Here is a 14,810-nt window from a genome sequence, read left to right on the forward strand (position 1 = left end):
CCCATGCTGTCACGTCAGCGGCGCGTGACGAGATCCCGCAGAGCCCCGATCAGACGGTCCACGTGCTCGGTCGTGCTGCCGATGCCGATGGAGGCGCGCACCGCGGAGGCGGTGACGTCGTCGCAGCCGCCGTCCTTGGCGCCGAGCAGATGCCTGACGAAGGGGTGGGCGCAGAACTTGCCGTCCCGCACGCCGATGCCGTACTCACCGGACAGCGCCTCGGCCACCTCGCGGGCCGTGAAGCCGTCCACAACGAAGGAGACGATGCCGACGCGGGCGTGGTCGGGACCCCACAGGGACAGCTCGTGCACGCCCTCGATGTCGGCAAGACCGGCGCGAAGGCGGGTGAGCAGGCGCTCCTCCTCGCGCACCAGCACGTCCCAGCCGGTCGCGCTCAGCGCGTCGCAGGCGGCGGCAAGCGCGATGGCGCCCAGGACGTTCGGCGTGCCGGCCTCGTGGCGGGCCTCGGGGTCGTCGTGCCAGTCGGTGCCCTCGTCCTCGACGGCCTTGACCGCCCCGCCGCCACGGAGGTACGGCTCGGCGACCGTGAGCCAGTCGGCGCGGCCGATCAGGGCGCCGGTGCCGAAGGGGGCGTAGAGCTTGTGGCCGGAGAAGACCACGTAGTCCAGGTCGAGCGCGGTCAGGTTGAGGCGGCGGTGCGGGACGAGCTGGGCGGCGTCAACGAGGACGCGGGCGCCGTGCCGGTGGGCGATGTGGGCCAGCGCGGCGATCGGCCACAGCTCGCCGGTCACGTTGGAGGCGGCGGTGACGACCAGCAGCTTGGGGCCGTCGATCGCGGCTAGCGCCTCGTCGGCGGCGCGGACGGCCTCACCGGGGAAGGCCGGGGCGGGCAGCCGTACGACATCGGTCCAGGGCAGCAGCGAGGCGTGGTGCTCGGTCTCGAAGACCACGACGGTGGTCCCCGTGGGCAGGCTGCGGGCGAGCAGGTTGGTGGCGTCCGTGGTGTTCCTGGTGAAGATCACCGCGTCGTCGGGACGGGCGCCGACGAAGGCCCGCACGGTGTGCCTGGCCTGCTCGTAGCGGGCGGTGGTCAGCTGGGAGGCGTATCCGGCGCCACGGTGGACGCTGGAGTAGGCCGGGAGCGCGGCGGCCACGGCGGCGCTCACCGGCTCAAGACAGGGGGCGCTCGCGGCGTAGTCGAGGTTGGCGTACGGCACGAGCCTGCCGCCCTTGACGGGCACCTCAAGGTCGGCGCCGAGGACGGCGGGGATCGGCCGGTCGTCCGAGACGCGGGTCGCGGGGACGCTCACGGTCTCGGTCGCGGCGGCGGAGGTGAAGATCGTCAGTGCGGACACGCCAGCTCTCCTTGGAGGTCATCGGACCCCAAGCCATGGCGTTGGTGCCCGCGCTTGTCCGGCACACCTCGTGCCGGACCAGGTCCTCACCCGGGGCACCCCGCCGCGGACGCGAGGGTTGCCGGCCAGCTAGCCGGGGCTTGTCGCTGGCACTCATGACCTACGAACCGGACTATACCCACACAGAGACGGTGCTTGGCAAGCCCGGGATTTCGGCAGTGATTCCAAGGAACTTACGGTTCCACCCGATCGTCTGGAGCTGTGACCGGAAACGTCCCACCCGACACTGGAGGAATCACGATGGACTGGGTGGCCGACCCGGCGAGCTGGATAGGTCTGCTCACGCTGATCGCTCTGGAGATCGTGCTGGGCATCGACAACATCATCTTCATCTCGATCCTGGCCGGGAAGCTCCCACCCGAGCAGCGTGACAACGCCCGCAAGCTGGGCCTGCTGGCCGCCCTGGTCAGCCGCCTCGCGCTGCTGCTCGCCCTGTCCTGGGTGGTACGGCTCACCGCCCCACTCTTCGAGATCTTCGGGCACGAGATATCGGGGCGCGATCTGATCCTGATCCTTGGCGGGCTGTTCCTGCTGGTCAAGAGCGTCCACGAGATCCACAGCCACACCGAGGACGACGGGGGTCACTCCGGCGGCCGGGCGGTGGCGGCCTCCTTCGGCATGGTGATCCTGCAGATCATGATCCTGGACATCGTGTTCTCCCTCGACTCGGTGATCACCGCGGTCGGCATGGTGGACGAACTGGCCATCATGGTCATCGCGGTCATCGTCGCGGTCGTGGTGATGCTCTTCGCCTCGGGGCCGATCAGCCGTTTCGTGGACAAGCATCCGACGATCAAGATGCTGGCGCTGTCGTTCCTGGTGCTGATCGGCGTCGTGCTGATCGCGGAGGGTTTCGGACAGCACATCTCCAAGGGCTACATCTACTTCGCGATGGCGTTCTCGCTGGTGGTCGAACTGCTCAACATCCGAGCCCGCCGCCGTTCCAAGGCAGTCGCGAAGACCCCGGAGTCCTAGCATGGGTATGTGCGCTTTGACCCCTGGAGTCCGGAATTCGTCGCCCACCCCTATGACGCCTACGCCGAGCTGAGACAGCGGCCGGTCACCTTCTTCGAGCCGACGGGCCAGTGGCTGGTCGCCAGGCACGCCGACGTCAACGCGCTGCTGCGCGATCGTCGGCTCGGCCGGTCCTACCTGCACGTGGCCACGCACACCGAGTTCGGCAGACCGGAGGACCCGGCCTTCCTCGACCCGTTCTGGCGGGTGATCAGGGCCGGGATGCTCGACGTCGAACCGCCCGTCCACACCCGGCTGCGCCGTCTGGTCTCCCGGGCGTTCACCCCGCGCATGGTCGAGGCGCTACGGCCCAAGGTCGCCGCGATCGCCACCGGGCTGGTCGAGGACTTCGTGGCGCGCGGCGGCGGCGACCTCGTCGCGGAGGTCGCAGAACCGCTCCCGGTGACCGTGATCGCCGAGATGCTCGGCGTGCCCGAGGCGGACCGGCACCTGCTGCGGCCCTGGTCAGCCGACATCTGCGGGATGTACGAGCTCAACCCGTCGGTCGAGACGCAGCGCACCGCCGTACGGGCGGCCGAGGAGTTCTCCGGCTACCTGTCCGAGCTGGCCCGCGCCCGCAGGGCCGACCCCGGCGACGACCTGATCAGCGCCCTGGCCCTGGTCGCGGACGGCGGCGACACCCTGACCGAGGAGGAGCTGGTCGGTACCTGCGTGCTGCTGCTCAACGCGGGCCACGAGGCGACCGTCAACGTCACCGGCATCGGCTGGTGGTCGCTGTTCCGCAACCCGGCCGAGCTGGAACGGCTGCGCGCCGACCACGGCCTGCTGCCCACGGCGATCGAGGAGCTGATGCGCTGGGACACCCCGCTACAGATGTTCGAACGCTGGGTCCTTGAGGACATCTCGGTCGGCGGGGTGGACATCCCGCGGGGCGCCGAGGTCGCGCTGCTGTTCGGCTCGGCCAACCGGGACCCCGAGGTGTTCGCCGAGCCCGACCGCCTTGACCTGGGCCGCAGGGAGAACCCGCACATCTCCTTCGGGGCGGGCATCCACTTCTGCCTGGGCGCCCCGCTGGCCAGGATCGAGCTGGCCGAGTCGTTCGGCGCCCTGCTGCGCCTCGCCCCCCGGCTGGAACTCGCCGCCGAACCCACCTGGAGGCCCGGCTACGTCATCCGGGGCCTGACGGCACTGGAGGTCCGGGTCTGATCTTGCCGTACGGCCCGGCCGCCACACCGCTCTGGCATCTGCCTGCCGTACGGCGCCAATCGCCTGGCCGCTCACGGTCGCCTGCCGTACGGCGCCAAGGCACTGCGCGCCGTACGGCATCGCGTTTCGGTAGATGTCAGGACAAACCGGTCAGCACCTTCGCCTCCTTGGCCGGGTCGAGGCCGACCGAGGGGCGGTCCGCCCTGAGGGCCGGGTCGCCCTCAGCCTGGAGCCAGGCCCAGGTGTCGGCGACCGTCTCCCGGACCGGGCGGCAGACGAGGCCCGCCGCGTGGGCGGCCGAGACGTCCCCGTCGTGCAGGCCCTCCTCCTCGCCGCCCTCGGGCAGCCAGACCGGCAGCTCGGTCCACGCGGCGATCTCCGCCTCGGCGATCACCTCGTCGGGGGCCCAGACCAGCTCGGCGTCGGAGCCGGTCACCCTGATGATCTCGTCGAGCAGCTCGCCCATGGTGGCGTGCCCGGGGTGGCTTACCGTGTTGAAGGCGCCGCCGACGCCCCGCTGCGCCGCGCCGAGCATCCAGACCGCGATGTCCCTGGCGTCGATGTACTGCAGCGGACGGTCCGGCCTGCCCGGTGCCAGCACCCGGCCGCCCCGCTCGACGCGGCGCAGCCACCAGGGCAGCCGCCCGATGTTCTCGTAGGGGCCGAGGACCAGTCCGGCGCGGGCGAGCAGGGCGTTCTCCCCGAAGACACGCAGGACGGCCAGTTCGCCACCGCGCTTGGCCTGCGCGTAGTCGTCGGAGACCTCGGAGTCGGGGTCGCCCTCGACCACCGGGGCGCTCTCGTCGGCCCCCGGCGGGAACGGCCAGCTGTAGACCGATCTGCTCGACACGTATCCGTAGTGGCCGACCCGCCCGGAGAGCAGCCCGCACGCGTCGCCGATCACCTTGGGAGCCCCGCTCCAGGTGTCGATAACCGCGTCCCACTCACGCCCGTCCAGGGCCGCGCGCAGCGCCTCGGCGTCCGTCCTGTCCGCGACGAGCGGCTCGACGGCCGCCGCCACCGCCTCGGGGAGGGGGCTCCTGCCCCGGTTGACCAGGGTGATCTCGTCACCCCGTCGAACCGCCTCCTCCACGACGGCCCTGCCGACGAAGTGCGTCCCACCCAGCACAAGAAGTCTCATACGCCCATCCTCACCACGTCGGCCCCGTCACCCCAGCGAATTCACCACGGGCTTAGCCGTACGGTCAGGGCCGTGACTGGCGCAGCCACCCGAAGGCGCCGAGGCCGTGGGGGGAGATCAGCTCCGCCTCAAGGGAGGCCCGTGACAGGGCGCGCAGATAGCCCGCGGGGTCCCTGCCCGCCAGGTCGAGGGGCGGGCGGGCGCCGGTGACGCCCAGGGCGCGCAGGGCCTCCCGCTGGGTGGTCAGCGTCGTCGCGACCGCCCCCGCCCGCTCGCCCGCCGCGGCGCAGGCGTCGAGCGCGACGTGCGCGGTGATGTCGCACGACCCGTCGGGCACCGGCGCCACGAGCGCGCCGTCGCGGTAACCGGCCAGCGAACCGTACGGCGGGCGGGCGCCCAGCCGGTGCGCGTAGTCCACGGCGACGGCCAGGCCGTGCGCGAGCCGTACGACGACCGAGGCCCAGGCGTCGTCGCGGGGCCTGCCGATCTCGGCGCGCTCGCCGGTCCCACCGAGCGGCCACCAGCGGTCGAGCCAGGCCAGGTCGGCCTCCTCGGGACGGTCGCCGAGCCGTTCCGCGCCGTCCGAGGGATCGACCATGACCAGCCGGGGACCGTCGGGCGTCCGCTCGACCACGTCGAGCGGAACGTTGTCCAGCCACTCGTTGGCGATCACCAGCCCGGTGACCCCCTCGGGAACCGTGTCCGCCCAGCCGATCTCCTCGGGCAGCCCAGGAGGCCGGGGAGCGAGGTCCACGCAAGTCACCCGGAGCCGGGAACGCAGCTCGGGCGGCGCCAGGGCCAGCACGTCCGCCGCCAAAGCGCCCTCGCCCGCGCCGACGTCCACCAGATCCACCATCTCGTACGGCCCGGCCGCCAGCCCGGCCAGTTCCCGCAGCACGGCCCCCGCCAGAACGGTCGAGGCGCCCACCGAGGTACGGAAGTGACGGGAAGGACGTTCGCGCAGGTAGAAGCCGTTTTCGCCGTAGAGCGCCCGCTGTGTCGCGGCGCGCCAGGTGAGCCACACGCTCCCCGACGGTACAGGGGCGCCCCCGGCGCGGAGAAAGCGCACGACAGGAGGGGAAAAGCGACCGGAGGCGGGGCAGACCTGGGACAGGACCGCCGCCGCTTTCGGACACGTGCCTTCGCGTAGCCCGGCGGGGAAGGCCCGTTACGCTGGTCAACTGGGCATGGAGCCCCAATCTTGTCGAAGGACGGGACGTCATGGACGCAGTCGATCGCCCGGCGCGGCTGGCCGTCGGAGTGATTGGAGCAGGCCGGGTCGGCTCGGCGCTCGGCGCCGCGCTGGCACGTGCCGGTCACCGGGTCGTCGCGGCCAGCGGCGTCTCCGACTCCTCCAGGGAACGGGCCGTCGAACGGCTCGGTGTCACACCGACCAGGCCCGAGGACGTGGTCGCCAAGTCGGACCTCATCCTCATGACGGTCCCCGACGACGTCCTGCCGGACCTGGTCTCCGGGCTGGCGGGCACCGGCGCCGCCCTGCAGGGCAAGCTCGTCGCCCACACCAGCGGCGCGTACGGCCTGGCCGTGCTCAACCCCGCGATCAAGGCCGGGTCCCTCCCGCTGGCCCTGCACCCGGTGATGACCTTCACCGGCAAGGACGACGACCTGCGTCGTCTCACCGGCATCTCGTACGGCGTGACGGCCCCCGACATGCTTCGTCCGGTGGCCGAGGCGCTGGTCATCGAGATGGAGGGGGAGCCGGTCTGGATCGCCGACGACGACAGGCCGCTCTACCACGCGGCTCTCGCGGGCGCCGCCAACCACATGGTCACGCTCGTCGCCGAGTCCTCCGAGCTGCTCGAACGCGTCGGCGTCGAGCAGCCGGGCCGGATGCTCGGGCCACTGCTGGGCGCGGCGCTGGAGAACGTGCTGCGGCTCGGCATCGCCGGGCTGACCGGCCCCGTGGTGCGCGGCGACGCCGGGACGGTCCGCAAGCACGTGGACGCCCTGATCCTCGCGGCACCCGAGGCGGCCGACGCCTACGTGGCCCTCGCTAGGCTCACCGCGGACCGCGCTCTGGCGGCCGGGCTGCTCAAGCCAGAGGCCGCCGAGCGTCTCCTCGACGCCCTGGGAGGAAACATATGGACGTGATCGTGGCCGGTGACCGCGCCGGGCTGGTCAAGGCGAGGCACAGCCTGGGGATCGGCCCTTCTGGGGCGACGCTGGCGCTGGTGCCGACCATGGGGGCGCTGCACGAGGGGCACCGCTCGCTGATCCGGTCGGCCCGGGAGCAGGCCGACCACGTCGCGGTGAGCATCTTCGTCAACCCCCTCCAGTTCGGGCCGAACGAGGATTTTTCCCGTTATCCACGGACATTTGATGTCGACCTGGAGATTTGCGCCGACGAGGGCGTGAGCATCGTCTTCGCCCCCTCCGCCGACGACATGTACGCCCAGGACCGCCAGGTCTCGGTCTCCGCGGGGCGGATGGGCACGATCGTCGAGGGGGCCTTCAGACCCGGCCACTTCGACGGCGTGCTGACCGTGGTGCTCAAGCTGTTCAACCTGGTCCAGCCGGACATCGCGGTCTTCGGGCGCAAGGACGCCCAGCAGCTCGCCATGATCCGCCGGATGGTCGCCGACCTCGACGTGCCGGTCTCCGTGGTCGGCGCGCCGACCGTGCGTGAGGCGGACGGCCTGGCGCTGTCCAGCAGGAACCGCTACCTGTCCCCGCACGAGCGGCACACCGCGCTCGCCCTGTCCCGTGCCCTGTTCGCCGGGGCGCGGGGCCGTACGCCCGCCGAGATCCTGGGGCAGGCGCGGGCCGTGCTGGACGCCGAGCCCGGGGTCGCGCTCGACTATCTGGTGCTGGTCGATCCGGCGACCTTCACCGAGGCCGAGAACGGTTACCAGGGCGAGGCCGTCCTCGCCGTCGCCGCCAGGGTCGGCGCGACCCGGCTCATCGACAACGTCGCGATCACTCTTTAGGCACGGCCATGCGTTTGGCGTAGCCGGTCACCGGCACGCTCTCCAGACGCTGCACGCCGGGAAGGGCCCCGACCCTGCCGGTGAGATAGTCGTAGAGCGCGTCGATGTCCCGGCAGACCACGTAGGCCAGCACGTTGGCCTGCCCGGTCATCGCGGCGACGAAGGCGATCTCCACGTCCCCCGACAACGCCTCGGCGACCTCGGGAACCCGCCCGGGAGAGACCGTCAGCCACATCATGCACTCGGTGGTGTAGCCGAAGAGCCTGGGGTCGGTCTCGACGCTGAACAGCAACGCGCGGGTACGGCGCAGCTCGGTGAGGCGGCGCCGTACGACCGACTCCGACCAGCCGACGGCCTGCGCCAGGCTCGCGCACGAGGTCCTGCCGTCGACGGCGAGCGCGGGGAGCAGCCGCCGGTCCAGGTCGGTGAGCCCGTCCCACGCTACGGCCCCGCCGTACGAGGGGCGCAGGGCGGCGGCCTGCTCCCGGGTGAGCGCACTGGCGCGGGCCCGCCAGCCGGACTCGTGGTCGGAGAAGTCACGCAGCACCCGCTGCGCCCCGACCGAGACGACACGCGGGGTGCGGGTCAGCCGTTCGAGCAGGACGGGGCCGTCGCCGGACCGCTCCGCAGTGCGCACGAGGCAGGAGATCTCGCTGCCGCCCGACAGCAGCGTCACCCACGAGGTGTCGGGGCGCCTGGCCAGCGCGGCACCCACGGCCCTGGCGGCGTCGGGCAGGCATCTGAGGCGCACGAACCACTCGGCGTGGCCGGTCCTGCGGCCGTCGGGGAAGCCCAGCACCCGGACCGCACCCAGCGCGCTCAGCCGGGCGTAGCGGCGGGCCACCGTACGGTCCGCCACGCCCAGGACACCGGCGATCTGGCTGAACGGCGCGCGGCCGTCAACCTGGAGGGCGTGCAACAGTTGTCGATCGAGATCGTCGAGCGTGACCGGATCCACCCGAACCACGGTAACCGACGTCGGAAAACGGCGTTAACCCCACTTTTCCTGGCCTGTCGCCGGGGTGCCGGGGAGGCTTCCGGCATGGCTTACGACATCGACTACATCGACCACCCGGGCATCCTGACGCGTGACCTGGACGGCCTGGAGAAGCGCTACCAGGAGCTGGGCTTCACGCTCAGCCCCAGGTCACGGCACATGCTCAACGACCGTCCCGGCGCCCCGCTGGTGCCCACCTGCACCGCGAACCGGTGCGCGCTGTTCGGCGAGTCCTACATCGAGCTGCTCGGCATCGTGGACGAGTCGGCGCCCGACCCCTGGCGGGCCAAGCAGATGGCCGCCAGGGAGGGGTTCCGCATCCTCCAGCTCGGCGGCGACGTCGAGGCGGCCTCCCCGAGGCTCCAGGAGGCCGGGCTGTCCGGCTCCGGGGTGCTCGCCCTCGAACGGGATGTGGAGACCGAGGAGGGAACCAGGACGATGCGGGCGCTCAGCGTCCACATGGACCCCCGGGTCGTCACCGAGGGCTATCTCGGCGTCGCCCAGCACCTGACGCCCGGCTACGTCCACCAGCCGCGCTATCTCACCCACCCCAACGGGGCGCTGCGCGTCGGCGGCGTGCTGGTCGTGATCGCCGACGCCGACCACGAGGCCGTCGTCGCCCGCTACGAGCGTCTCCTGGACAGGACCGCGACCCGCGAGGGCGTGCGGACCGTGCTGACGCTGCGGGCGGGACGCATCGAGATCGTCCGCGCCTCCGACGCCGAGGAGGTCCTGCCCGGCGAGCCCGCCCCCGCCGCGTCGTATCTCGCCGCCATGAACATCGTGGTCGCCGACCTCGACGCGGCCAGGGACCTCATCGAGGGCAACGGCGTCGTCACCCGCCCGCTGGGGGACGGCTTCCTGGTCTCGGCCAGGGACGCCTACGGCGCGAGCCTGGTCTTCACCGCGTCATGATCGTCGACACGGCTTCGGGGCTGGTGCGCGGCCGGATTTTTGGGGATATATCGGCTTTTCTCGGTATCCCATATGCGGTCGCGGAGCGGTTCGCCAGGCCCCGCCCCGCACCGGCGTGGCCGGGGGTCCTCGACGCGACCGCGCCCGGCCCCGCCGCGCCCCAGACCCCCTCGCGGCTCGAACGCGTGATGGGTCCCATGGCGCCGCTGGAGCAGGCGGAGGACTGCCTGTCCCTCAACGTCTGGGCACCCCGCGACGCACGGTCGCTGCCCGTCCTGGTGTTCCTGCACGGCGGCGGCTACTCCAGCGGCTCTGGCGGCCTGCCCTGGTACGGCGGCGCCCACCTGGCCGGGCACGGTGACATCGTCGTCGTCACGGTCAACTACCGGCTCGGCGCCCTGGGCTTCCTGTGCCTGCCGGGGGTCAGCGAGGGCAACCTGGGCCTGCGGGACAAGGTCGAGGCCCTGCGCTGGGTCCGGGAGAACATCGCCGCGTTCGGCGGCGACCCCGGGGCGGTGACGGTGGCGGGGCAGTCGGGGGGCGCCTTCTCCACCCTCTGCCTGCTGTCGGGGAACGCCGCGGACGGGCTGTTCACCAGGGCGATCCTGCAGAGCGCGCCGCTGGGGATGGCCCCGAGGACGCCGGAGCGGGCCGCCGAGATCGGCGCCCTCCTGCTGGAGGAGCTGGGGTCGCGGGATCCCAGGGAGGCACCCGTGGCCGACCTGCTGGCAGCGCAGACGAGGGTGGCGCTGCGGGCGGGCCGTCCCCTCGATCCCGAGCCGCCCTTCCACCTGGTGGCGGACGGTGAGCTGGTCGCCGCCGACCCCGTCACGACCGTGGCCGAGAACGGGACGAAGGGCGTCAGCCTGGTCATCGGCACCACCCGCGATGAGACCGAGGCGTTCTACGCGCTCGACGACCGGGTAGCGGCACTCGGCCCCGAGCACCTCGCCGCGCTCGCGCAGGAGCGCTTCGGCGACCCCTCACGGGCCGAGGGACGCACGGCCTCCGAGCTCGTGACGGAGCACATGTTCGACGAGCCGACCCGGCGCCTGACCGGCGCGCTCGCCGACCCCGTGTGGGTCTACCGGTTCGACTGGCACCCCGAGGGCAGCCCGTACGGCGCCTGCCACTGCCTGGAGCTGCCCTTCCTGCTCGGCGACCCCCAGGCGTGGCGGGACGCCCCGATGCTCGCCGGTCAGCCGCCGCCCGAGGCGCTGGCCACCAAGGTCAGGACGGCCTGGACGGATTTCGTACGGCACGGCGACCCCGGCTGGGCACCGTACCCCACGGTTCATCACTTTGTCGGGGAGGAGGTCTGAGGGGCTTTGCGTGGCGTCGGATATATTCCGCGCAGGCGCGCACGCCGCCCGGCGGCGCGACCGAGCGAGAGGTGATCGACGCATGCTCCGCACCATGCTCACGTCCAAGATCCACCGGGCCACCGTCACCCAGGCCGACCTGCACTACGTGGGATCGGTGACCATCGACGAGGACCTGCTCGACGCGGCCGGCCTGCTCCCCGGCGAGCAGGTCCACATCGTGGACATCGACAACGGCGCGAGGCTGGTGACCTACACGATCTCGGGCCCCAGGGGCTCGGGGATCATCGGCATCAACGGCGCCGCCGCCCGCCTCGTCCAGCCCGGCGACCTGGTGATCATCATCGGGTACGGCCAGCTCGAAGACGCCGAGGCCAGGACCTTCCTGCCCAGGATCGTGCACGTGGACCGGGACAACCGCGTCGTCGATCTCGGCAACGACCCCGCCGAAGCCCCCGAAGGACTGCTGCGCGGGGACGAACTGCACGGGGCGACCGTAGGGTAGGCCCTACCACCGGTTGGGTGGCTCGCTGGCTCGTTCCCGGAATGTCCGAATTCATAGCGTTGCATGTGCAAAGCAGGAATTCGAAGACGGGGGACGACAGGTGGCGACGCACGCGGTGCGCCTCAACGCGGTGACCAAGACGTACGGCAGGAAGGTGCACGCGCTACGCGGCGTCACGGTCGATCTGCCCCAGGGTGGCTTCACCGCCGTCATGGGGCCGTCGGGCTCGGGCAAGAGCACCTTCCTGCACTGTGCCGCGGGGCTGGACACCCCCACCTCGGGCACCGTCCACATCGGCGACGTCGAGCTGTCGCGGATGAACGAGACCCAGCTCACCGAGCTGCGCAGGGACAAAGCGGGGTTCGTCTTCCAGGCGTTCAACCTGATCCCCTCGCTCACCGTGACCGACAACGTCCTGCTGCCGTTCAGGCTCGCGGGCACCAGGCCCGACCACGCCTGGGTGGCCGAGGTGCTCGGACGCGTCGGGCTCGGCGACCGCGCCGGGCACCGCCCCTCCCAGCTCTCCGGCGGCCAGCAGCAGCGGGTGGCCATCGCCCGCGCCCTGGTCACCAGGCCCGAGGTCGTCTTCGCCGACGAGCCGACGGGCGCGCTCGACACCCAGACCGCCGCCGAGGTGCTCACCCTGCTCCGCCAGGTGGTCAACAGCACCGGCCAGACCGTGGTCATGGTCACCCACGACCCGCTCGCCGCCTCCTACGCCGACCGGGTGCTGTTCCTCGCCCAGGGCATGCTCGTCGACGAGGTGTACGGCGCGGGCCCGAACGCCATCGCCCAGCGCATGACCGCACTCGGCCGCCCGAGGGCCGTACCGTGCTGAGACTCGCCTTCGCCACCTCGCGTGGCCGCATGGTCTCCCTCGTCGGCTCGTTCCTCGCGCTGATGTTCGCGGTAGCCCTGGTCGCCTCGTGCGGCCTGCTCCTGGAGAGCGGAATCCGCGCCCGAATCCCGGCCGAACGGTACGGCGCCGCCCCGGTCGTGGTGGCCGGACAGCAGCGGGTCACCCTCGTCGGGGACGATACCGATCCAGGACAGTCGCTCCCCGAGCCGGTCGCGATCCCCGCGACCCTCGCCGAGAAGATCACCAGGGTGCCCGGCGTCACGAAGGTCGTGCCCGAGACGGCCTTCCCGATCGGCCTGACGGGCTCAGGCCTGACGGGCTCAGGGGGCCGGGTGGTCGGCCGTTCCTGGGAGTCCGCGGGGCTCACGCCGTACCGGCTGGTCAAGGGACGCGCGCCCGCGGCGGCGGGAGAGGTCGTCACCGACGCCACGCTCGGCGGGAAGGTCGGCGAGAAGATCCGCGTCACCGGCAGGGACGGCCTTCGCGAATACGTCGTGACCGGCGTCGCGGGACCCGGTCTCGCCCGGCAGCCGTCGGTGTTCTTCACCGCGGAACGCGCCGGGGAACTGTTCGCCAGGCCGGGGAAGGTGTCGGCGTTCGGGGTCTTCGGCGACGGCGACGGCCTGGCGGAACGGGTCGAAAAGGCGCTTGGCGACTCCGTGACCGTCTACTCCGGCGACCAGCGCGGCCTTGCCGAGAGCCCTTCGGCGCACGAGGGCAGGGAGGCCCTCATCGCGATCGGCGCCAGCCTCATCTCCATCGTGGTCATGATCGCGGTGCTGGTGGTCTCGGGTGCCTTCGGCCTGGCCGTACGGCAGCGCGACCGGGAGATCGCCCTGCTCAGAGCGGTCGGCGCCACTCCCGGGCAGGTACGCGCCATGATCGGCAGGCAGGCGCTGGTCGTCGCGGCCCTGGCCGTGGTGCCCGCGCTGCCGCTGGGGGCCGTGCTTGGGACGTGGATGTTCGGCCAGTTCCGCGCCCGTGGCATGGTGCCCGAGGGTTTCGCCCCGGTCATCGGCCCCTTCCCGCTGCTCGGCGCCGCCGCCGTCGGCCTGCTCACCGCCTGGCTGGCCGCCCGCACTGCCGTACGGCGGGCCGCTCGCATCAAGCCGACCGAGGCCCTCGGGGAGGCCATGGTCGAACGCGAGGGGCTCGGCCGGGGTCGCATGATCACCGGACTGGTCTTCCTCGCCCTGGGCGTGGCCACCTCCGGCCTGTCCATGGTCGTGGCGGGGGAGACGGCAGCGATGAGCGCCAGCGCGATCGTGCTCCTGCTCGTCACCGCCGCCGCCCTCCTCGGCCCCTGGCTGGTACGGCTCGCCGCAGGTCTGGCGGGTGGACTGGTCGGGCGGACCTCACCGGTCGGCGGCTATCTGGCCGTCGCCAACACCAGGACGGCCGCCAAGCGGCTGGCCTCGGTCGCCACCCCGCTCATCCTGATGTTCGCCTTCACCTCGACCACCCTGTTCGCCCAGTCCACGCTGGGACACGCGACCACCACCCAGACGCTTGAGGGCAACCGCGCCGACTACGTGCTGGAGGCGAGCCCCGGCCTGCCTCCCGAGGTCGCCGGGGCCGCCCGCGACCTGCCCGGCGTCACGGGCGTCACCGAGACGATCAGGAGCAAGGTGCTCGGCGACACGGTCGAACTGGGCGACCCCATCCTGATGCCGATGGAGGCGATCGGCCTGACCGTCCCGGCCCACGGCATCGACCTCGGCGTCACCTCCGGCTCCCTTGACCGGCTGCGCGACGATGGCGTAGCCCTGAGCAGGCTCGCCGCCGGCAGCTTCGGCGCCACGGTCGGCCAGAAGATCCGCCTGCGCCTCGGCGACGGCACCCGCGTCACCCGAACCGTCGTGGCGGTCTACGAACGGGGCCTGGGCTACGGAGATGTGGCCCTGCCGTACTCGGTGGTCCGCGACCACTCGGCGACCGGCTTGGCCGAACGCCTCTATGTCACGGTTGGCGCGGGTTCTGGTGGCCTTGCCACTGGTGCTTCGGGCGTCGGAAGCTCGGCTACTGGCGGCTCGGGTTCTGGTGGCACGGGCCTGGATCTCAAGGAGCGGCTCGCCGCCCTGGCCCCCGGTCTTACCGTTCTCGACCGGGACGACGTGGGCGTCGCGGCCAACACCGCCCAGGAGTTCAGCGACTGGGCCAACCTCCTGCTGGTCGGGTTGATCATCGTGTTCATCGCGATCTCGGTGGTCAACACGCTGGTGACGGCCACCGGTGCCCGGGTACGGGAGTTCGCGCTGCTCCGCCTGGTCGGGGGGACCCGGCGCCAGGTGCGCGGCATGGTCCGCTGGGAGGCACTCCTGGTCGGCGGCCTCGCGATCGTCACGGGAACCCTGATCACGGCCCCGACCCTGATGGCACTGAGCTACGGCGTCACGGGATCGCCACTGCCGCACGTGCCATACCTGACATACGCCGCAATAGCCACAATCACCCTGACCCTGGCTTACGCCGCCACCCTCACCCCCACCCGAACCGCCCTACAAGGCCACCCAGCCACCCAAATCCGCACCTGACCTCACACTTTGAGAGACCCCAACAGGATGAC

Annotated in this window: 13 protein-coding genes and 1 riboswitch; of the genes, 9 read left to right on the forward strand and 4 right to left on the reverse strand. The window is 71.9% G+C overall.

Going from position 1 to position 14,810, the window contains the following annotated elements; genetic code table 11:
• Nucleotides 1-14 precede the first annotated feature (14 nt).
• Entirely contained in the window at nucleotides 15-1,316 is a 1,302-nt protein-coding gene (locus FHS44_RS37110; protein WP_184724527.1) for an aminotransferase class V-fold PLP-dependent enzyme, read from the reverse strand.
• 45 nt (nucleotides 1,317-1,361) lie between these two features.
• Nucleotides 1,362-1,477: riboswitch (SAM riboswitch) on the reverse strand.
• Between the two features lie 139 nt (nucleotides 1,478-1,616).
• Between FHS44_RS37110 and FHS44_RS37115 the strand changes: the two genes are divergently transcribed.
• Both FHS44_RS37115 and FHS44_RS37120 read left to right on the forward strand, forming a co-directional pair.
• Nucleotides 1,617-2,351: a TerC family protein gene (locus FHS44_RS37115; protein ID WP_184724529.1), complete on the forward strand. Its 735-nt coding sequence runs from the start codon at nucleotides 1,617-1,619 to the stop codon at nucleotides 2,349-2,351.
• A 9-nt stretch (nucleotides 2,352-2,360) separates the two neighbouring features.
• A complete protein-coding gene (locus FHS44_RS37120; RefSeq protein ID WP_184724531.1) occupies nucleotides 2,361-3,557 on the forward strand; it encodes a cytochrome P450 in 1,197 nt (398 codons plus the stop codon).
• 136 nt (nucleotides 3,558-3,693) lie between these two features.
• On the opposite strand, the gene FHS44_RS37125 is transcribed toward FHS44_RS37120, so the two are convergent.
• Nucleotides 3,694-4,698, reverse strand: a complete 1,005-nt coding sequence (locus FHS44_RS37125; RefSeq protein ID WP_184724533.1) for an NAD-dependent epimerase/dehydratase family protein — start codon at nucleotides 4,696-4,698, stop codon at nucleotides 3,694-3,696.
• A 64-nt stretch (nucleotides 4,699-4,762) separates the two neighbouring features.
• Nucleotides 4,763-5,722: an SAM-dependent methyltransferase gene (locus FHS44_RS37130; RefSeq protein WP_184724535.1), complete on the reverse strand. Its 960-nt coding sequence runs from the start codon at nucleotides 5,720-5,722 to the stop codon at nucleotides 4,763-4,765.
• A 197-nt stretch (nucleotides 5,723-5,919) separates the two neighbouring features.
• Between FHS44_RS37130 and FHS44_RS37135 the strand changes: the two genes are divergently transcribed.
• Together FHS44_RS37135 and panC are read left to right on the forward strand one after the other, a co-directional pair.
• Complete coding sequence (locus tag FHS44_RS37135) at nucleotides 5,920-6,810, forward strand: Rossmann-like and DUF2520 domain-containing protein (RefSeq protein WP_184724537.1); 891 nt, start codon at nucleotides 5,920-5,922, stop codon at nucleotides 6,808-6,810.
• Nucleotides 6,801-7,646, forward strand: a complete 846-nt coding sequence (panC, locus tag FHS44_RS37140) for a pantoate--beta-alanine ligase (protein WP_184724539.1) — start codon at nucleotides 6,801-6,803, stop codon at nucleotides 7,644-7,646. Before FHS44_RS37135 ends, panC begins: the two co-directional genes overlap by 10 nt.
• Here panC and FHS44_RS42595 read toward each other — a convergent pair.
• Nucleotides 7,636-8,604, reverse strand: a complete 969-nt coding sequence (locus FHS44_RS42595; protein ID WP_184724541.1) for an Lrp/AsnC family transcriptional regulator — start codon at nucleotides 8,602-8,604, stop codon at nucleotides 7,636-7,638. The two genes, panC and FHS44_RS42595, sit on opposite strands and share 11 nt — an antisense overlap.
• An 84-nt stretch (nucleotides 8,605-8,688) precedes the next feature.
• Here FHS44_RS42595 and FHS44_RS37150 point away from each other — a divergent pair, with 84 nt between their 5' ends.
• The 5 genes from FHS44_RS37150 (at nucleotide 8,689) to FHS44_RS37170 (ending at nucleotide 14,778) form a co-directional block, all read left to right on the forward strand.
• Nucleotides 8,689-9,558: a VOC family protein gene (locus FHS44_RS37150; protein WP_184724543.1), complete on the forward strand. Its 870-nt coding sequence runs from the start codon at nucleotides 8,689-8,691 to the stop codon at nucleotides 9,556-9,558.
• The gene (locus FHS44_RS37155) at nucleotides 9,555-10,880 is read left to right on the forward strand and encodes a carboxylesterase/lipase family protein (protein WP_184724545.1); all 1,326 of its coding nucleotides are present in this window, start codon (nucleotides 9,555-9,557) and stop codon (nucleotides 10,878-10,880) included. The genes FHS44_RS37150 and FHS44_RS37155 overlap by 4 nt, the downstream gene beginning before the upstream one ends.
• 82 nt (nucleotides 10,881-10,962) lie before the next feature.
• Nucleotides 10,963-11,385 carry an aspartate 1-decarboxylase gene (gene panD, locus FHS44_RS37160; RefSeq protein WP_184724547.1) on the forward strand — a complete coding sequence of 141 codons (423 nt, stop codon included), beginning with the start codon at nucleotides 10,963-10,965 and terminating at the stop codon, nucleotides 11,383-11,385.
• A 100-nt stretch (nucleotides 11,386-11,485) separates the two neighbouring features.
• On the forward strand, nucleotides 11,486-12,223 hold the full coding sequence (locus FHS44_RS37165) for an ABC transporter ATP-binding protein (protein ID WP_312863974.1): 738 nt from the start codon (nucleotides 11,486-11,488) through the stop codon (nucleotides 12,221-12,223).
• Nucleotides 12,217-14,778 (forward strand): ABC transporter permease, encoded by a 2,562-nt coding sequence (locus FHS44_RS37170; protein WP_184724549.1) that lies wholly within the window; start codon nucleotides 12,217-12,219, stop codon nucleotides 14,776-14,778. The genes FHS44_RS37165 and FHS44_RS37170 overlap by 7 nt, the downstream gene beginning before the upstream one ends.
• Nucleotides 14,779-14,810: the final 32 nt, after the last annotated feature.

Origin of the sequence: Streptosporangium saharense, from assembly GCF_014203715.1 — a bacterium.
Taxonomy (GTDB): Bacteria; Actinomycetota; Actinomycetes; order Streptosporangiales; family Streptosporangiaceae; genus Streptosporangium; species Streptosporangium saharense.